The organism is Streptomyces sp. NPDC047886 (genome assembly GCF_043204435.1).
Lineage (GTDB): Bacteria > Actinomycetota > Actinomycetes > Streptomycetales > Streptomycetaceae > Streptomyces.
Genome location: NZ_JBIDCF010000003.1, coordinates 407,719 through 426,105, shown reverse-complemented (window position 1 = coordinate 426,105; position 18,387 = coordinate 407,719). Strand labels below are relative to the sequence as shown.

Genomic DNA, 18,387 nt, shown 5'->3' with positions numbered 1-18,387 from the left:
GGTCCTCGTGCGGTCCTAGTGCTTCATTCCGTCGTGGTCGCCGGCCGACGGGTTGTGGTTGGCCGCTTCCACGGGCAGCTCCACGGTGATCGGGCCGGACTTCTCGAAGTGCAGCTCGACGCTGATCTTGTCGCCCTGCTTCGGCTTCTGCTTGATGTTCATGAACATGATGTGGCTGCCGCCCCGTTCGAGCTTCAGCTCACCGTTGGCGGGGATGTCGAACGACTCCACCCGCCGCATCTTCTGGTCCTTCGTCTCGTGGATCTGGATGTCGTCCGAGAGCGGGCTGGTGACCTTGGTGAGCTTGTCGGCCGCGTCGCCGCCGTTGGTGACGGTGAGGAAGCCGCCCGCCATGTCGCCGACGGGCTGCGGCATGAACGCGCCACCGACCTTCAGCTCGGGCTCGGCGGGGGAGGAGCAGCCCGTCAGCGCCGTCAGCCCGAGTCCGGTGGCGAGGGCTATGGCGGCGGTGAGGCGGGACGCGGAGGGAAGGGCGGACGCTGAGGGAAGAGCGGACGCGGAGGGAAGGGCGGACGCGGAGGGGAGGGAGCGAGGGTGGAGGCGGCGGTTCACGGGTTCTCCCCCTTGATGAGCTTCGGCAGGTCCTTGGCGTACTCCTTGTCGGTGGTGTCCTCGCCGTACAGGACGTACCCCTGGTCGGTCTTGGGCGAGAAGGCGATCACCTGGGCGCCGTGCATGGAGACGACCGTGCCGTCCTTCTCCTTCGTCGGCGGGTCGATGCCGATGCCGATCTGGCGAGCGGCGGCCTGGATGGTCGCGAAGTCGCCGGTGAGGCCGACGAAGGAGGGGTCACCGGCCGAGGGCAGCCACTTGGCGAGTTCGGCGGCGGTGTCCCGCTCGGGGTCGGTGGTGACGAAGACGACCTGGAGCAGGTCGCGGTCCTCCTTCGGGAGCTCCCGCATCGCCATGGCGATGTTGTTCAGCGTGAGCGGGCACACGTCGGGGCAGTGCGTGTAGCCGAAGTAGATCAGCGTCGGCTTGCCCTTGGTACGGGCGCGGAGGTCGTACGGCTTGCCGGTGGTGTCCGTGAGGACGAGGTCGGGCTTCGTGTAGGGCCGGTCGAGGACCGTGCCGGGCTTGGAGCTGCCGGGTGCCAGCGACACGTCGGCGACCGGGCTGCCGCCCGCCTTCGTCTCGGTGCCGCAGGCGGACAGGGCCAGCGCCGACGCGGCGACGAACGCCGCCGCGATCAGTGGGGTGCGCCGGGCCGCGCGGCGGGGCCGCACGGCGCGGATGAGGTTGCGCATGTCGTCGGTTTCTCTCTCGGAAGCGGTGTGGTGCGGTGTGCGGCGGGCGGGTCAGGCGGACCTGCGGCGCCCGGCGAGGACACCGAACGCGAGACCGGCGGCCCCCACCAGGATGCCGACGACCCCGAGCACACGGGCCGTGGTGTCGCTCACGTCGGCGGAGGCCGAGGCCGTCCCGGACGTCTTCGCCGCCGCGTCCTTGTGGCCGCTCTTGGCGTCGGTGCCGGTGCCGGTGCCGGTGCCGGTGCCGGTTCCACCGTGGTGGCCGTCGGCCGGGGCCGACAGCGTCAGTACGGGCGCGGGGGTCGCCGGCTCGGCGGCGCCCTCCCGGGGCTCCTCGATCCAGCGGACGACCTCCTTGTTGTCGTACGTCTGGAGAGCCTTGAACACGAGCCTGTCGGTGTCCTCGGGCAGCCGGCCGAGCGAGACGGGGAACTGCTGGAACTCGCCGGGGCCGATCTTCGAACCGTCCGCCGTCCAGGTGACCTTGGTGACCGCCTCGGTGATCTTCTTGCCGTGCACCTCCAGCGGCTGGTCCAGCTTGGCCTTGGTGACCTCGGCCTTCCAGCCGGGCACGGGCTGCGGCATGACGGAGGAGAGCGGGTGGCCGGCCGGCATGGTGACCTCGACCTTCACGGTCGAGGCGCTGTCCCGCTCGTTGGGGACCTTGAAGTTGACCGTGGCGTAGCCGCCCTTGGCGGCCTCGCCCTGCGGCTGCACGCTGACGTGCGCGAAGGCGGCCGAGGAGAACAGGGCGACGGAGGAGACGGTGACACCGCCGACGACGGCGAGGCGACGAGAGACGTTCATGGCAGAACACACTCCACAGGTGCGGGTACGGGTGGGTGCGCCGACGCGCGGAAAGACCGGCCCTACCGTGACGACGGGCGATCGTGACGCCGGACGAGACGGGCGTCCGTGACGGCGGGCGACCGTGACGACGGTTCGGGCGGTGGGCGCGCGCGGGCGTCGCGACACCGCTCCTGTCGAGCGGGTCGCGTCAGGCTGCGAGAGCGAGGACGGCCGGGGGGCCGCGCCTGATCACCGAGTGCTGGAGCGCGTCCGACGGGTTCGGCGCCGGGGTGTCGTCGTCCGGGCGCGGCGGTCGCGGCCCGGTCGCGGTCGGTACCGTCAGCCCGGCCATCAGCGCGTGTACGAGAACCAGCGCGCCGCGCAGGGACCGTACGAGCGTCTCCTCGGCGACCTCGACGGCGCCGCGCGCCGACACCTGGGCCAGCCGGGCCAGTTGCAGGAGCGCGAGGTCGCCCCGGCGGAGCAGCCACCCCGTCACGAGGGCGGCCAGCAGATGGCCGAGCGCCATGGAGAGGCTGGGCAACGCCTGTGCGTCGGCGGCGGCGTGCGGGGCGGCGGGGGTCGCGGCGGCCGCTGCCGCCGCCGGGTCGAGACCGGCGGCCGTGACGATCCGGTGGGCGTCGCCGGGGCTGAGCGCCGCCATGCCCGCGCCGCACACCAGCCGGGCGGCGGCCCGGATCAGCGCGTCGTCAGCGGGGCCGCCGTGCGCGGCCTGCGCCGCCCCGTGCTGCTGTCCGAGCCCGAACAGCGTGTGCAGGGCGAGCTGTCCGCCTGCGAGAGCCGCCGCGATCACCGGCAGCGAGCGCTCCCGCCCGGTGAACGGCAGGGCCACGACGAAGACGCCGAGGAATCCGGCGGCGAGCGTCCACCAGGGGACGGACTCGCATGCGGCCAGGACGTGCCCGAGCGCGGACAGCACGAGGCAGACCGCGGTGAACACCGCGGCCCTCAGCAGCCGGGGAGCGGCGGGGGCAGTCATGGCCGGGCCATCATCCCACTGCCCTCGGGCCCGCCACACGGCAGGTCCATAAGGTCACCCTTTGGTATCAGAGGCCCCACATGCGTGGCCGTATACACCGGCGTACGAGGTACGCGCATCCGCCGAATGAGGGTCCCGGCGTCAACTTCGTGCTTACAAGCCCGAAGTGCGGAAATACGTACCGATATGTCGAGCCGCAGCCAGGAGGCTGGAGCATGAGCATCTGGTGGTCACTCCATTTGCGGCGCGAGGCTGCGAGCGTTCCGCTCGCCCGTCGCCTTCTCCTCGGCACGATGGAGACCGCGGGGGTCGATCCGGATGTCTCCTACGACCTGTCCCTGGCGCTCGGTGAAGCGTGTGCCAACGCCGTCGAGCACGGCGGTGGAGGCCGGGGGCCGGGCGGCCAGGGGGAGGCGTCCACCGAGTTCCGGGTGACCGCGTACCTGGACGGCGATAAGTGCCGTATCGAAGTGGCGGACTCAGGGCCGGGTTTCCCGGCCGAGCCCGCACGCGTGGTGCACCGGGCGGATCTCGACGCGGAGAGCGGGCGTGGCCTGCGTCTGATCGAAGAGCTTGCCGATCATGTGCACTTCGGCAACAGAGCGGGCCGGGGTGGTGCGGTGGTGAGCTTCGACAAGATCGTGAAATGGCGGACCGACGCACCGTTGGCCGTGACCTGACGTTGGGTGTTTCACGTGAAACGTCCCCCACCGGGCGTACCGGTGGGGGACGTTCGCGTGACGGGCCCGGGTCAGCCCTTCAGAGCGGCCATCCACGCCTCGACCTCGTCGGAGCGGCGCGGCAGCGCGTCCGAGAGGTTCCGGTTGCCGTCCTCGGTGACGAGGATGTCGTCCTCGATCCGGACACCGATGCCCCGGTACTCCTCCGGCACGGTCAGGTCGTCGGACTGGAAGTACAGGCCCGGCTCGACCGTCAGGCACATACCCGGCTCCAGGGTGCCCCCGACGTACGTCTCGGTCCGGGCGACCGCGCAGTCGTGAACGTCCATGCCGAGCATGTGACCGGTGCCGTGCAGGGTCCAGCGACGCTGCAGACCGAGCTCCAGCACCCGCTCGACGGGGCCCTCCAGGAGGCCCCACTCGACGAGCTTCTCGGCGAGTACGCGCTGCGCGGCGTCATGGAAGTCGCGGTACTTGGCGCCCGGCTTGACCGCCGCGATACCCGCCTCCTGCGCCTCGTACACGGCGTCGTAGATCTTGCGCTGGATGTCCGTGTAGCGGCCGGAGATCGGCAGCGTCCGCGTCACGTCGGCGGTGTAGAGCTCGGTCGTCTCCACACCGGCGTCCAGGAGCAGCAGGTCGCCGGAGCGGACCGGGCCGTCGTTGCGGACCCAGTGCAGGGTGCAGGCGTGCGGCCCGGCGGCGCAGATCGAGCCGTAGCCGACGTCGTTGCCCTCGACCCGGGCGCGGAGGAAGAAGGTGCCCTCGATGTAGCGCTCGGAGGTGGCCTCGGCCTTGTCGAGGACCTTGACGACGTCCTCGAAGCCGCGGGCCGTGGAGGCGCAGGCCTTCTCCAGCTCGGCGATCTCGAAGTCGTCCTTCACGAGGCGCGCCTCGGACAGGTACACCCGCAGTTCCTCGTCGCGCTCACCGGTCACCTTGTCGGTGAGCGCCTTCTCGATCCCGGCGTCGTGGCCGCGCACGACCCGCACCGGGCCCGTGGCCTCGGCGAGCAGGCCGGCCAGCCGGCGCACGTCACCGGTCGGGACGCCGTACAGGACGGACGCCTCGGTCAGCGAGTGGCGGCGGCCCACCCACAGCTCGCCCTGGCCGGACAGCCAGAACTCGCCGTTCTCCCGGTCGGAGCGGGGCAGCAGGTACAGCGTCGACTCGTGGCCCTCGGACTTCGGCTCCAGGACGAGTACCCCGTCCTCGGTCTGGTCGCCGGTGAGGTACGCGTACTCCGTGGACGCCCGGAAGCCGTACTCGGTGTCGTTGGAGCGGGTCTTCAGGTTGCCCGCGGGGATCACCAGGCGCTCACCGGGGAAGCGGGCCGACAGGGCCGCGCGGCGGGCGGCGGTCCGCTCGGCCTGGGCGATCGGCTCCAGGTCCCGCAGCTCGGTGTCGGCCCAGCCGGACTTCATGTTCTCGGCGAGCTCGTCGGACACGTCCGGGTACAGACCGTTCTTGCGCTGCTTGACGGGCTCTTCGGTCTCCGGGCCCGCTGCGGTAGCAGCAGAATCCGGTGCTGCCGGGGTGCCCGGGTTCTCCGGTGTCTCCGGGGTCTCCGGGTTCTCCGGCGTGAGCTCTTCAGCCACGGGTCCGCCTCCTCTGGGTACGTCTGGTACGACACTGGGCCGCTTCCCATCGTACGGTCGTACGGGAAGCGGCCCAGGGCCCGCCGGGCACCCGGCCTACTCGAAGCGGGCCGCCAGCAGCACGATGTCTTCGCCGTCCCCGGCACCCCCGGCACCCCCCGCACCCCCGGCACCCCCGGCGTCCCCGCCGGCTCCGGCGCCGTCCGGGCGGACCGGGGCGCCGTCCAGGCCGTCCGGGAGCACCGTCCGCAGTACGTGGTCCGCGATCGCGCCCGGGTCCGCGCGGTCCGCCTTCGGCACGGCGGCCGCCGCCGCGTGCAGCCGCGCGAACGCCCGGTCCATCGGGTCCCCGGTGCGCCGCAGCAGCCCGTCGGTGTACAGCAGGACCGTCTCCCCGGGCTCCGGAGCGATCTCCACGCTCGGCGCCTCCCAGCAGGCGAGCATGCCGAGCGGCGCGGAGAGGGACGTCTCGACGAACTCCGTGCGCCGCTCGCCGACGATCAGCGGCGGCGTGTGCCCCGCCCCGGCCAGGACGATCTTCCGCTGGGCGGGTTCCGCGTACGCGAAGAGCGCGGTGGCCGACCGGGCGGGTTCGGTGAGGCGGAGCAGCAGCTCCAGATCGGACAGTACGGCGACCGGGTCCTCCCCTTCCATCACCGCGTACGCCCGCAGGGACGCCCGCAGCCTGCCCATCGCGGCCAGGGCGCTCGGGCCCGTGCCGGAGACCGAGCCGACGGCCAGCCCGAGGGCCCCCTCGGGCAGCGGCAGCGCGTCGTACCAGTCGCCTCCGCCGCGCGCGCCGGGGCGGAGGCGGGCGGCGAGCTGGACGCCCGGCACGCGGGGGAGCCGGCTCGGAAGCAGCTCATCGGCGATCGTGGCGAGGGTCGCCCGGCCGCGCTCCAGCTCCAGCAGCCGCGCCAGGTGCTCGGAGGCGTACGCCCCGTAGAGGCCGACCAGATGGCGGCGGCGCTCGTCCGGTTCGGCGGGCTCGTCGTACAGCCAGACGGCGGCGCCCAGTTTCCCGGCGGTCTCGGTGGCCAGCGGTACGGCGTAGCTGGCGGCGAAGCCGAGCCGGGCGGCGACCTCGCGGTGGCGGGGGTCGAGGTGCTCGTCGCCGAACAGGTCGGGGCTGGCGACCGGCTCGGGCAGCCGCCCCGCGCTCCGCCGGCGCGGGGCGCCCGCGCCGGTGTCGGGCAGGCCGTCGAGGATGCGGCCGTAGGAGGTGGCGCTGCGCGGCACGGTCTCGATGGTGCCGAGGTCGGCGTGGGCGAGCCCGAGGCCGATGGTGGAGCTGGGGCCGAGGCCGTCGGCGGGTTCGAGGACGGCCATGCCGCGGCGGGCGCCGACCAGCGCGGCACCGGCCCGCAGCAGCTCGTGCAGCGCGTCGTCGAGGGTGCCGGTCCTGGCGAGGCGTTCGGTGAGTTCGTGGAGGGTGGTGAGGTCGGAGACCCAGCCGGCCAGCCGGTCCTGGATCAGCACGCCGGGGGCCGGGGGCGGGGCGGGCACGCCCGGAAGAGGAGAAGGATCGGCAGTGTGCGCGGGCGCAGGGACCGTTGGATCGATTCCGGCCACTTTCGGCAGGTGAGGGGCGCTCATGGCAGCCGGCTTTCCGGCTGCTTCGTTTCGCTCAATAGCATCGCAAACCCCCATGTCATTCCGCATGTATTCTGCGCCGCTATCACTGCATCCACATGTACACGCAGTCGTAAGGGGATGTCCAGCATTGTCCCAGCGGGACGTGTGGTGTCTGTGCGATGCTGAACTCCTGCTGAACTTGGCCAAAAAATGGCCCCTATGGGGAGGTTTTGCGGTCGACTGAGCGGGTTCGACAGCGGGGCACCGCCCGGGACGACGTCCTCACGGACGCCTGGGAGGCTCCTCGGTGAGCATCATCCGAGCGTCATCCGAGCGTCGTGCTAGCACCGTCCGAGCGTCATCCCTGACGAGCGGGGGTACGTATGAAGGCAGTGGCCAGGGGCAGTTGGGGCAGGCCCGGAACCCGGCGGGAAGCCCTGGCGTCCTTGATGCCGAAGGCGTGCCTCGTCCCCGCGAGGCGGGGGCGAGCGGCGGGGAGAAGTCCGGCGGAACGAAGCGACAGGTTCGGCGGAACGAGAGCGGGAAGTCCGGCGGGACGTAGCGGGCCACCAAGCGCCATGGGCGCGCCACCCCTCGCCATGCGTTTAATGGACCCGGGCTGTCCGGCCCGTCCCGTGCGGCCGACGCTCGGCCCCCTGTGAAGTACGCGCAGTGAAGCAAGGCACACCTGTTGTACACGTCTCGTGATCGTGTGTCCGTGACCGCGTATGCGTGATCACGTGCGGTGATGTGGACCTCGGCGTTCAACGGAAAGGAACGAGCGCTCATGCGCGAGATCCTCGGAAGGCGACGCAGGCTCCGGTTCCGGCGCAAGAGGGGGCCTGCGCAACTCGACGCGGCGCTCCTGTGCGCCACCGAGTGGGACTGGCCCGTACTCCCCGGCGCGGGGCTCGAAGCGGCGGGGCGCCGCAGCGACCGCGAGCGCCGCTGTGCCTGTCCCGACCCCGAGTGCGTCGTACCCGGCGCACACCCCTTCGACCCCGGGCTCCTCGCGGCCAGCACCGACGAGCGGATGGTGCGCTGGTGGTGGACCAACCGCCCGGACGCCCCGATCGTGCTCGCCACCGGGGGCCGTGCGCCGTGCGCGGTGAGCCTGCCCGCCGTCGCGGGCGCGCGGGCGCTGGCCGCGCTGGACCGGCGGGACATGCGGCTCGGCCCCGTCGTGGCCACCCCGACCCGCTGGTCGCTGCTGGTCGCCCCGTACACCCTCGAACAACTCGGCGAGCTCCTGTACGTCAAGGACAGCGTGCCCAGCTCGCTGCGGTTCCACGGGGACGGCGGCTATCTGGTGCTGCCGCCCTCGGAGACCGGCACCGGGCGGGTGCGCTGGGAGCGCGCGCCGCTCACCGGCTCCGCGAAGCCGTGGCTGCCGGACGTGGAAGCCGTCGTGGACGCGCTGGTCGAGGCGAGCACGAGCACCCCGGGGGGCGGCAGCCGGCTCCGGTACTGACCGCCGGAGCCGTATCACCCGTCATTCAGCGTCATCAGCGTCATCAGCGTCCTCAGCCGGCAGCACCCGGCATCACGTGTCGCGGTCGGCATCACGCGTCGCGATCGTGATCACGTGCCGCCGTCGTGATCAGGTGTCGCCGTCGTCGTCGTTCGTCACGCGCGTATCACTCGTACGGGTGTGAGCGGTGCCGACGTGTAGGGGAATCGGGCGCGCGGCGGTCTTCGGGGCCGCCGTGCGCCGATATCTTCGGCCCACCGTCGGGAAACCCCGGGCGACCCCCGGGCAGTGGGCAGGTGGGACGAGCGTGAATCTCCGCATGATCGGGCTCGGCGCCCTCGCCGTGTTCACGGCACTGCTGCCGCTGGCGGCGTCGGCCGGACCGGCCGGCAGCCCCGTACCGGGTACCGCCGACGCCAAGCCGGGACTCGCCGCGCTTTCCCCGGAGGAACCGGGGCCGAAACCCGAGGCGGGCACGGAATCCGCGCCGGAGCCCGGGGACGGCATCGCGCACGCGCCGGCACTTCTGGCCGAAAGCGATGCGCCCGCCGAGCACGACGCGCACCTGGCGCGGTGCGGACCCGAACTTGTCTCCCCCGACGGCATCGAGGCACAGACCTGTGTCCTCACGGAGGGGTCCGACACATGGGCGCGGACGTACTACCGCAATGCCACGGGCGCCGAGCTGAGCGCCGTCCTCACCCTGATGGGCCCCGAGAGCCGGACCGTACGGACGCATTGCCGCGTGGCGGCCGGCGACGAGCCGGGCGCCTGTGAAACTCCGAGAGAGCGGACACGCGGGAAGTCCGGCGATTACACGGCGATGGCGGAGTTCGCGGCGGCGGGCGACCCGGACGCTCCGCTGCTGTTGCGAGTGGGAAGCAACTCGCCGGAGACGACGCCACGTTGAGCGGAACCTGAGGTCCGGGGCGTCACACCAAGAGCGGAGTGTTGCATTCCGCGAAAATGGAAGGACCCGGTCGCTGGCGACGGGGGATGCACCAGCGACCGGGCTTCCAGAACCGTAACAAGAGATCGGCTGTTCGCAAATTCGATCTCTGTAATTCGGACAGGGATTTACCCGTCGGTACGGGCAGTTGTGGCGGACGTCACCGACGGCGCGGGACGCCTTCGCGGGCGCCCTCCAGGCACCCCCTCGGTAGCTTCGCGGCGGCTTCGCTCGTGCCTTCGCCGCCCCTTCGCGGGAGCTCCGCCGTTCCCCGGACAGCCCCCGGGGCGTTCCCCGGAGGCTCCCCGGATGTCACACGGCGTTCAGCTGAGCGTCACCTGGCGGTTGGTGAGCCCGCCCCGCGCACGGCGCTCCTCCGCGCTCAGCTGAGCGTCGACCCGCAGGGCCTGGGCGAGCCGCTCGGCGAACTCGGCGGCCGGCTTCTCGCACTCCTCGGCGCCCATGCCGGTCGGCAGGTCCCACACCGGAACCACCAGACCGTGCGCCCGGAACGAGCCCACGAGGCGGGTCCCTTCGCCCAGCGAGGACGTACCGGCGGCGTGCAGCCGGGCCAGCGCGTCGAGCAGCCGCTCCTCCGGATGCGGCATCACCCAGCGCAGGTGGTTCTTCTCCGGCGTCTCACACCAGTACGCCGCGTCCACGCCCGACAGCTTGACCGTCGGGATCGCCGCGGCGTTGGCGCGCTCCAGGGACGCGGTCACCTCGGGCGTCGCGTTCTCCGTCGAGTCCGGCACCCAGAACTCGAAGCCCGTGTGGACGACCGGCTCGAACGGGGCCTCCGGGTCCAGCAGGTCCTGCAGACGCGGGCCGTCGGCGGACACCCGCTGCGCGGCGACCGGCGTGCCGGGCCGGGCGGCCAGCGCGCGCTGCAGCGTGTCCGCCAGGTCGCGGCTCAGGTCACCGGAGGACGTGTCGTTCTGCAGGGCGAGCAGGACGGAGCCGTCGTCGCGGCGCAGCGCGGGCCAGGCCATCGGCAGGACGGTCGCCAGCGTCACGGACGGTACGCCATCGGGCAGTCCACCCTTCAGGGACAGGGGCGCGGTGGCGGCCGGGACCAGCTCGCGCAGGGCGACCCAGTCGCACTCGCCGGCCAGGCCCTCGAACGGGCGCTGGACCAGCTCGGTCACGGCCTGCGCGGCGGCGCGGCCGTGGCACGCCTTGTAGCGGCGGCCCGAACCGCAGGGGCAGGGCTCGCGGGCCCCGACGACCGGCACCTCTCCGTTCGTCACCCGAGGTGCGGCGGCCTTGGTGTGGGGGCGCTTTTTGGCCATGCTGTGGCTTCTCCCGTAACAACGGCGGTGCTGTGTCGGCCGCGAGCCTAGCCGCACCGGGGCGTTCGCGCCGCGCACCGAGCCGCCGACGCCGATGCCCGATGCCCGATGCCCGAGGCGGAGGCCGAGCCGACGTCAGCACCGGCCCCGCGTCGGGTCAGTCGAGATCGTCGTACGCGTCGAGGAAGTCGAAGGCCCCCGCGACGGGATCCGCGGCGGCCCCTGCGGCAGATCCCGTGACGGAACCCGTGACAGACCCCGTGACGGAACCTGTGGCAGACCCGGCGACGGAACCTGTGGCAGAACCTGCGACGGCGCCCGTGACAGACTCGGTGGCGGGTCCTGGGCCTGTGACCGGAGCGGCGCCGGCCGCCGAACCGGCGGCGCTCACGGGGTCGGCGAGCCCGCCGGGAACCGTGCCGCCGACCGTGCCGCCGACCGCCGCGCGTGCCGCGCCGTTGGCCGCCCTGCTCGCGGACGCGCCCGCCGCCCCGCCCACGGATCCGTTCACGGCCCGTGTACGCGACGCACCGGGGCCACCGCCCGTGACGCGCGTAGCGAAATCGTCGCGCTGGGGCCCCTTCGTCATGACGACCCAGACGGTGACCTCGCCCGCCGCGCTGTCCCGTACGCCCCACTCCTGGGCGAGTGCGCTGATGATGTTCAGCCCACGGCCGCCGCGCGCGGTGACCGAGGGCGTCGACGGAACAGGGCGAGTGGGACCACCCCCGTCCGTCACCTCGACGGTCAGCGTGCCCTCCGTGTCCACGCGCCAGGCGGCGCGGACGTCGCCGTCACCGACCTCCGACCGGCCCAGCGGTCTGCCGTGCCGGCAGGAGTTGCTGAGCAGTTCGGAGAGGACCAGTACGGCATCGTCGACCATGGAATCCGAGACCCCGCTACGGCGCAGTTGCTGCCGCATCCGGTGTCGCGCCTCGCCCACGCCCGCAGGGCCATGGGGTACGGCCATGCTCGACGACGTCGGCACTTCCTGTGCCATCACCAACGCCACCCCCGAGACCTCCTTCGCCCCACGCCACCGTGTGGATGCCCCAATGGCCTGGACCGGAAACCGGCCAGTCCGCATACAGTGACGCAGTAGACACAGGTCTCTACGGAGCGAATGCGCCGGAGTACACCGTGTAACTACTGTGACGCACGGCCCAGTTGTGACAGAACCTGTTTGGGGCGGTTTGTGATGATCGCGTCGACCCCGAGCCGTACGCAGAGATCCACGTCCTCCGGCTCGTTCACCGTCCAGACATGGACGCGGTGCCCCGCGCGGTGCAGCCGGGCGACATGGGCGGGGTTGTTGCGGACGATCCGGATGGACGGGCCGGCGATCCGGGAGCCGGCGGGCAGCCGCCCGTCGCGCAGCCGGGGCGAGACGAACTGGGTGAGGTAGACGGTCGGGACGTTCGGCACGGCGGCGGCGACCCGGTGCAGCGACCGGGCGGAGAAGCTCATGATCCGTACGGGAGACGCGCCGGGCTCCGGGTCGGCCAGCCCGTAGCGCTTGAGCTGCTGCACGAGCCGCTCCTCGACCTGGCCCCGCCAGCGGGTGGGGTGCTTGGTCTCGATCGCGAGCTCGATATGGCGGCCCGCGTCGGCCACCAGGCCCAGGAGGCGTTCGAGGGTCAGCACGGAGGTGAACTCGCGGTCGCCCCAGTCCGGGGACTCGTCGGGGTCCTTCCAGGAGCCGAAGTCCAGGGCGGCGAGATCGGCGAGCTCCAGCGCGGAGACGGCACCCCGGCCGTTGGAGGTCCGGTTGATCCGCCGGTCGTGCACGCAGACCAGATGGCCGTCCGCGGTGAGCCGCACATCGCATTCGAGGGCGTCCGCCCCGTCGTCGATCGCCTTCATGTATGCGGCGAGGGTGTGCTCGGGTGCGTCCTCCGAGGCGCCTCGGTGCGCGACGACTTGAATCGGGTGCTGTCGTACATGAGTCACCGCGTCATGGTGCCACCGTTCCCGCGCTCGGGGGCACGCCTTCGGATGGCGTCCGATATGCCGGAGATAAAGGAGGGGTGGCGCACGCACAGCTCCGGCTTACAGTGGCCTGACGGGCTGTGGGAAAAGCTGACCGCAGATACTGCGCAGGCCGATCGCACAGGCCGAGAGTCACTCCGCCAGACGTGGAAACCGAGGAGAACGAGCTGTGAGCACCGAGAACGAGGGCACCGCGGTTCCGTCCGCCCCGTCCGCACACCCTGTGCCGGCCACCGCTCCCGAGGACACCGCCGCGCCCGCGCAGGCCGCCCAGGAGGGTGCCCGTTCCGAGACGCCGGAGCCGCGCGGGGCAGCCGAGGCGCCTCAGCGGCCCGAGGCGCCCCAGCGGCCAGAGGCCTCCGAGGCCTCCGAGGCGGAAGCCTCCGCGTCCCCGCCTCCGACCGCTCCCGCGTCCCCGGGTGCCCCCGCGCCCCAGGCTGCCGCCCCGGGTGGTGCTCCGGCCCATCCGGCGGAGGCCCCCACCGCCTCCCTCCCGGCGACGCCCCCGCCGCCGCAGAACCCGCCGACGCCCCTGCCGGCGTACGAGCCCGCGCCGTCGGCGTTCGAGGGCGCCCCGGCGGCGTACCCCACCGCCCCCACGCCTCCCACCGAACCCACCGCCCGTCACGCGGCCCCCGGCCACACGGACGGCGGTCACGCGGCCCCCGGTCACCCGACTCAGGGGCACCCCGCTCCCGCCCACCCCGCCCCCGGAGATCCCCACGCCACCGCGGCCGTCCCTCCGGCCGCCCCTCCGGCCGGGCCGGTGTGGGGTGCGGGAGCCCCGGTGGCGCCCCTCCCCGCCACGCCGCGCAAACGTTCCGGCGGCCTGATCGCCGCCGTCCTGGTGGCCGCGCTCGTGGCGGGCGGCGTCGGCGGCGGCGTCGGCTACTGGGCGGCCGAGCGCCAGTCGGACCCCACCGTGTCGACGACCGTCTCCGCCGGGGAAGGCCCCACGGAGGTCAAGCGCGACCCCGGAACGGTCGCGGGCATCGCGGCCAAGGCCCTGCCGAGCGTCGTCACCATCGAGGCCAAGTCCGGTGGCTCTCAGGGCGAGGGCGGCACCGGCACGGGCTTCGTGTACGACCGTGAGGGCCACATCCTCACCAACAACCACGTGGTCGCGTCGGCGGCGGACGGCGGCACGCTCTCCGCCACCTTCTCCGACGGCAAGACGTACGACGCGGAGGTCGTCGGCCGGGCGCAGGGCTACGACGTGGCGGTCCTCAAGCTGAAGAACGCCCCGGCGGGCCTGAGCCCGCTCGCGCTCGGCGACTCGGACCAGGTGGCCGTCGGCGACGCGACGATCGCGATCGGCGCGCCGTTCGGCCTGTCCAACACGGTGACCACCGGCATCATCAGCGCCAAGAACCGCCCGGTCGCGTCCGGTGACGGCTCCGGCGGCAAGAACTCGTACATGAGCGCCCTGCAGACCGACGCGTCGATCAACCCGGGCAACTCCGGCGGCCCGCTGCTGGACGCGCGGGGCGCGGTCATCGGCATCAACTCGGCGATCCAGTCTCCGGGCGCCGGCGGGTTCGGCCAGTCGCAGGCCGGTTCCGTGGGCCTCGGCTTCGCTATCCCGGTCAACCAGGCGAAGAACGTCGCCGAGCAGCTGATCAAGACTGGTGAGCCGGTCTACCCGGTGATCGGCGCGACGGTGAACATGACCGAGAAGGGCGAGGGCGCCACCATCGCCGACCAGGGCGCCGGCGGCACCCCCGCCGTCAGCCCCAACGGCCCGGCGGCGAAGGCGGGCCTGAAGCCCGGTGACGTGATCACCCGGTTCGGCGACCGGGCGATCGACAGCGGCCCGACCCTGATCAGCGAGATCTGGACGCACAAGCCGGGCGACAAGGTGACCATCGTCTACGAGCGCGGCGGCAAGGAGGCCACGGCGGAAGTGGTGCTGGATGCGCGCACGGGCGACAGCTGAGGTCGACCCGGCGGGCCGACTCGCGGTCCCTGTCGGCGAAGCCGTCGAAGTACGCGGCCCCACGGTCCCGTACGGACCACGCCACGTGGGGCCGGTACGCCGTACGTACAGCCGTACGTACAGCCGTACGTACAGCCGTACGTACAAGGGCGCCACTCCGCACCGGAGTTGAGTACGCCTACTCATCCCGCCCGGGCCCCCTCGGCACAGACTGGCAGCACCAACGAGAAAGGGCTGCCCCATGCCGCGCATCCGACGTTCCCTCCCGTGCCTCGCCCTCGCGGGCGCGGCCACGGCGCTGCTCCTCACCGGCTGCTCGATCCAGGACCGCATGTGCGGGTCCGACAGCTACCCCGTCAAGGCGGTGCGGGACACCGGCGGCGACTGCGTCGCCAACGGCCAGGAACCCCCGGAGGGCTGGGTCCGCTACCCGGAGGGCAAGGTTCCCGAGTACGTGGGCGACAAGTGGGACGTGTACTGGGGCGACAAGCTCCTCGACGAGAAGGGCCGCCTCATAGAGACCCCGTAGAGGCACCGGCACAGCCGCCGACACGCGCCTCCGCCTCCGCCACCGTTGCCACGGCGTCCGCCTCCGCCACCGACGTAGCGTCCGCGCCCGGCATCAGGTCTCCCGAAGTCGCGACGGCCCGGGAACCAGGGCTGTGGTTGCCTGATCAGGACAGACCACCAGCACGGTCCTATGCTGGAACTGTCAGTGATCCATTCCGGGCCGAGTCCGGAGGTGGGGGCGGGCCGCCCGCGCCGGGAGGCGGCGATTCATGGGCGCGAGACAGAGATCCGTCGTCGCGAGTGCCACAGCCACACTGCTTTTCCTGAGCGGTACGGCCGCCGCGGGCGCAATGCCGGCGGACGACCCGTCAGAGGTATTCGAGAACGCAGCTCCCGGCACCGTGAGCGTGATAGGAGAGGGCGATGTCGCCCTCGGAAGCGGCTTCGTCTACGACTCCGAAGAGGGACGTGTCCTCACGAACGCGCATGTCATCGAAGGGCAAGCCGCTCTCAAGGTGCGCATAGGGGAGAAAGAGCCGGTACCGGTCCGAGTGCTCGGCAGTGACCCCTGTGAGGATCTGGCCGTCGTCGAGTTCACCTCACCGCAGGAGAACCTGAAGGAGCTCGAATTCGGCGACAGCGACAAGGTCGAGGCAGCCGACACCGTCACAGCCATCGGCTACCCGGCCTCCTTCGAGAACCCCGCCGCCCAGAAGCCCGTCTTCACCTCCGGCTCAGTGCAGTCACCGGACGTGGCAGCCGAGCCGGACCCGTCCCTCCCCCGCTACCCCTCCACCATCCAGCATTCCGCCACGGTGAATCCCGGAAACTCCGGAGGGCCTCTGCTCGACAGCGAGGGAAAGGTCGTCGGAATAAACTCGCTCGTCAACCCGGAAGCGCAAGGGCAGTATTACGCGATCAGCGCCAACCACGCGCGTCCACTGCTGGACGGGCTTGCCGAGGGCGACAAGAAGAACGACCCGGGATGGGCGATCAGTGCGGTGGAGGACCCTTTCCTGAGTGAGTACTTCTCGGACCCGGAGGATCAGAAGATCATCAGCGGGGCGCAGGAACGCTTGATCAAGGAAAAAGTGACAGGGCTCTTCATCAGGGAAACGGCGACGAATTCTCCGGCATACGAGGCCGGTCTGGGGCTGGGCGACGTGATCACCCATGTGAAGGACGCCCCCGTGGCATCGGTCGGCGACCTCTGCGATGTCCTCCAGTCGTCGGCGCCCGGCGAAAAGATTCCGATCGACGGCATCCTCACCGTGAACGCCGAGGTCGAAGAAGCCACGTTCGGGGACCCCTGGACCACCGAACTGGAGCTGCCCGCCAAGCCCTGACGGGTGACTCATCCGCACGCCGGACTCACCCCCACGCCGCGCACCCGGCCGCCCACAACCTGCCATGAAGGAGCGAGCGGCCGGGGCTGTGCGGCCCTGTCGCATGCGGCGCCGAGGACAGCCCGTACGCCCAACAGCAAAGCGAAGGCGCGGAGTTCGGCCACGGAATCCGGTCCCGTCGCCGCCTCGCGACTGTGGCTGGGCCGACAGCTACCCTTGGTTGACGTTCATTCCCTGGAGCTCGCCGTAGACGGACTGCTCGCCGTCGGACGACACCGCTCCCAAGCGGATGGGTGCCTGCGACTCGAACAGAGCGTCTGACGGCGGCGGGTACTGGGCGAGGTTCGCGACCCACCTCGCGGGTTCGAGGGTCTGGAAAACGAACGGGCCGGCGATCTCACCGTTCCGTTCGAAGGTGGTGTTGAAGGGCTGGACCCATGTCTCGGTAAACCCGGTCGAACCGAGAGCGAGGGTGCTGGCGGGAGGAACGTCGTCGTCCGGCTGGGCGAGAGTGATCTTCCCGAACATGGGGTGGAACGCCTCCATCGTGAAACGGAGGGTCTGCAGACGTACGAAGTCATCGCCGCCGGCCACGACCTTCTGGACCAGCGAGCCGTTGAAGTCCAGCATGGGCGGAGGCGGCGGCAGATCCGCGACCAGCTTGGCGCCGAAGGCCTTCACACTCAGGCTGAACGTCTGCCCGACCGTGGGCAGGTGCTGGGCCTGGGTGGCAGACCGCGGGACGGCGTAGGCACGGCCGGCACGGCCCATGAGGATCGCGCCGCCGACGGCGGCCACCGCCTGACCGAACAGGCGGCGGCGACTGGGGGTAGATGTCATGCCGAGGATTGTCGATCTCCCCACTGCGGCGGGCAGCGATTCAGGCAGCCATGTCCACCCTATGAGTGACGGCGCAACCCCAGTCGCCGCCACGCGAGGCTGTCGTTGATGACGTCCGTGTGACTGGGGCCTTGAGGACACAGCCGCCCTCCCAGCCGGGTGGTACGGGCCAGGTCACCACCCCTGGACGAACCGGGTCACCGCGGCGGCGTAATCCTGGGGGTGGGTCTCATGGGGGATGTGGCCGGCGCCGTGGAAGGTGTGGTGCTGGGCTCGGGGCAGGACGGTGGCCAAGCGGTCGAGGACGGTGCCGAACCATGCCGGGCCTTCGGTGCCTCGGCTCAGCAGCACCGGTGCCGTGCAGGCGCGGAGCGCGGCGGCGTCCAAGACCGCCCAGTCGGGGTCCTGTATCTCGTCCAGCCAGGTCTGCGCATAGGTGACCAACGTGTCCCGCACGGGCGCCGGCATCGCTTCCCAGGCGCCGGGGCCGAGCGCGATCTTATCGACGAACAACTGCGCACCGGCCGCGTCCTCGCCCCTGCGCAGCAGCTCCACGGCCTCCTCGATCCCCCGCATCACCGGTTCCAGCTCCGCCATGGCGGCGGGGTCGTCGAGGACCAGCCCGGCCAAGGGCGGTTCGTGGAGGGCGACGGTGCGGAAGAGTTCGGGGCGGCGGGCGACCAGGCCCACGGTGATGGAAGCGCCGAAGGAGTTGCCTGCGACGTGTGCGGGCGCCAGGTCCAGTGCCTCGATCAGCGCCGCGAGGTCGTCCTCGTCCTGCCGCCGGGTGCCCTGTCCGGACACCCGCTCGCTGCCGCCGTGGCCCCGCCGGTCGTACACGATGACGCGGAAGCTGCCTTTCAGGTCGGCCTCAACGGCTGACTGCCAGACGCGGTGATCGTCCCACGAGCCGTGCACCAGCACGAGGGGCTCACCCTCGCCGACTTCCTCGTAGTGCAGCAGCACCGGACCGGCCTGCACGTGTGCCATGCCGGAACTCCTTCGCATGCGGGCGACCGGGCCTCCCACCGACGGTCACATCTGCGCCACCCTCGCACACGCGCCGCCCGGCGCCCCGCCCCGACACACGTCCAGCCGGGCCCTGGCGCGGTCCGAAGCGTGGGCCATACCCAGGACAGCA

General features: G+C 71.8%; 16 protein-coding genes and 1 pseudogene. 6 read left to right on the top strand and 11 right to left on the bottom strand.

Features of this window, described 5'->3' with window-relative positions:
- Nucleotides 1–15: 15 nt before the first annotated feature.
- From ACGF5U_RS13520 to ACGF5U_RS13505, 4 genes are all read right to left on the bottom strand, one after another.
- Nucleotides 16–462 (bottom strand): copper chaperone PCu(A)C, encoded by a 447-nt coding sequence (locus tag ACGF5U_RS13520; protein WP_392710661.1) that lies wholly within the window; start codon nucleotides 460–462, stop codon nucleotides 16–18.
- A 107-nt stretch (nucleotides 463–569) separates the two neighbouring features.
- Nucleotides 570–1,268 (bottom strand): SCO family protein, encoded by a 699-nt coding sequence (locus ACGF5U_RS13515; RefSeq protein WP_392710290.1) that lies wholly within the window; start codon nucleotides 1,266–1,268, stop codon nucleotides 570–572.
- 51 nt (nucleotides 1,269–1,319) lie between these two features.
- Nucleotides 1,320–2,078, bottom strand: coding sequence for a YcnI family protein (locus tag ACGF5U_RS13510; RefSeq protein WP_392710288.1), 759 nt, complete (start codon nucleotides 2,076–2,078; stop codon nucleotides 1,320–1,322).
- Nucleotides 2,079–2,268: 190 nt separating this feature from the next.
- Nucleotides 2,269–3,060 (bottom strand): hypothetical protein, encoded by a 792-nt coding sequence (locus ACGF5U_RS13505; protein ID WP_392710286.1) that lies wholly within the window; start codon nucleotides 3,058–3,060, stop codon nucleotides 2,269–2,271.
- A 215-nt stretch (nucleotides 3,061–3,275) separates the two neighbouring features.
- Between ACGF5U_RS13505 and ACGF5U_RS13500 the strand changes: the two genes are divergently transcribed.
- Nucleotides 3,276–3,740: an ATP-binding protein gene (locus ACGF5U_RS13500; protein WP_392710285.1), complete on the top strand. Its 465-nt coding sequence runs from the start codon at nucleotides 3,276–3,278 to the stop codon at nucleotides 3,738–3,740.
- A 71-nt stretch (nucleotides 3,741–3,811) separates the two neighbouring features.
- On the opposite strand, the gene ACGF5U_RS13495 is transcribed toward ACGF5U_RS13500, so the two are convergent.
- Nucleotides 3,812–5,338 carry an aminopeptidase P family protein gene (locus ACGF5U_RS13495; protein ID WP_392710283.1) on the bottom strand — a complete coding sequence of 509 codons (1,527 nt, stop codon included), beginning with the start codon at nucleotides 5,336–5,338 and terminating at the stop codon, nucleotides 3,812–3,814.
- A gap of 96 nt (nucleotides 5,339–5,434) precedes the next feature.
- Nucleotides 5,435–6,988, bottom strand: coding sequence for a PP2C family protein-serine/threonine phosphatase (locus ACGF5U_RS13490; RefSeq protein WP_392710281.1), 1,554 nt, complete (start codon nucleotides 6,986–6,988; stop codon nucleotides 5,435–5,437).
- 712 nt (nucleotides 6,989–7,700) lie between these two features.
- Between ACGF5U_RS13490 and ACGF5U_RS13485 the strand changes: the two genes are divergently transcribed.
- The gene (locus ACGF5U_RS13485) at nucleotides 7,701–8,384 is read left to right on the top strand and encodes a bifunctional DNA primase/polymerase (RefSeq protein ID WP_392710280.1); all 684 of its coding nucleotides are present in this window, start codon (nucleotides 7,701–7,703) and stop codon (nucleotides 8,382–8,384) included.
- Between the two features lie 307 nt (nucleotides 8,385–8,691).
- Nucleotides 8,692–9,294 carry a hypothetical protein gene (locus ACGF5U_RS13480; protein WP_392710279.1) on the top strand — a complete coding sequence of 201 codons (603 nt, stop codon included), beginning with the start codon at nucleotides 8,692–8,694 and terminating at the stop codon, nucleotides 9,292–9,294.
- Between the two features lie 362 nt (nucleotides 9,295–9,656).
- On the opposite strand, the gene ACGF5U_RS13475 is transcribed toward ACGF5U_RS13480, so the two are convergent.
- The 3 genes and pseudogenes from ACGF5U_RS13475 to ACGF5U_RS13465 form a co-directional block, all read right to left on the bottom strand.
- Complete coding sequence (locus ACGF5U_RS13475; RefSeq protein ID WP_392710278.1) at nucleotides 9,657–10,625, bottom strand: DUF5926 family protein; 969 nt, start codon at nucleotides 10,623–10,625, stop codon at nucleotides 9,657–9,659.
- Between the two features lie 544 nt (nucleotides 10,626–11,169).
- Nucleotides 11,170–11,712: pseudogene (locus tag ACGF5U_RS13470) on the bottom strand (ATP-binding protein); the annotation flags it as partial.
- A 59-nt stretch (nucleotides 11,713–11,771) separates the two neighbouring features.
- Complete coding sequence (locus ACGF5U_RS13465; protein WP_392710276.1) at nucleotides 11,772–12,575, bottom strand: glycerophosphodiester phosphodiesterase; 804 nt, start codon at nucleotides 12,573–12,575, stop codon at nucleotides 11,772–11,774.
- A 208-nt stretch (nucleotides 12,576–12,783) separates the two neighbouring features.
- Here ACGF5U_RS13465 and ACGF5U_RS13460 point away from each other — a divergent pair, with 208 nt between their 5' ends.
- The 3 genes from ACGF5U_RS13460 to ACGF5U_RS13450 all read left to right on the top strand — a co-directional run bounded on the left by ACGF5U_RS13460 (nucleotide 12,784) and on the right by ACGF5U_RS13450 (nucleotide 16,406).
- Complete coding sequence (locus ACGF5U_RS13460) at nucleotides 12,784–14,550, top strand: trypsin-like peptidase domain-containing protein (protein WP_392710274.1); 1,767 nt, start codon at nucleotides 12,784–12,786, stop codon at nucleotides 14,548–14,550.
- A gap of 241 nt (nucleotides 14,551–14,791) precedes the next feature.
- Complete coding sequence (locus ACGF5U_RS13455; protein WP_392710272.1) at nucleotides 14,792–15,079, top strand: SCO0607 family lipoprotein; 288 nt, start codon at nucleotides 14,792–14,794, stop codon at nucleotides 15,077–15,079.
- 250 nt (nucleotides 15,080–15,329) lie between these two features.
- On the top strand, nucleotides 15,330–16,406 hold the full coding sequence (locus tag ACGF5U_RS13450) for a S1C family serine protease (protein WP_392710270.1): 1,077 nt from the start codon (nucleotides 15,330–15,332) through the stop codon (nucleotides 16,404–16,406).
- Between the two features lie 210 nt (nucleotides 16,407–16,616).
- Here the strand turns inward: ACGF5U_RS13450 and ACGF5U_RS13445 are convergent, their stop codons facing one another.
- Both ACGF5U_RS13445 and ACGF5U_RS13440 read right to left on the bottom strand, forming a co-directional pair.
- Complete coding sequence (locus tag ACGF5U_RS13445; protein WP_392710268.1) at nucleotides 16,617–17,246, bottom strand: hypothetical protein; 630 nt, start codon at nucleotides 17,244–17,246, stop codon at nucleotides 16,617–16,619.
- A 174-nt stretch (nucleotides 17,247–17,420) separates the two neighbouring features.
- Nucleotides 17,421–18,236, bottom strand: coding sequence for an alpha/beta fold hydrolase (locus ACGF5U_RS13440; RefSeq protein ID WP_392710266.1), 816 nt, complete (start codon nucleotides 18,234–18,236; stop codon nucleotides 17,421–17,423).
- Nucleotides 18,237–18,387 lie beyond the last annotated feature (151 nt).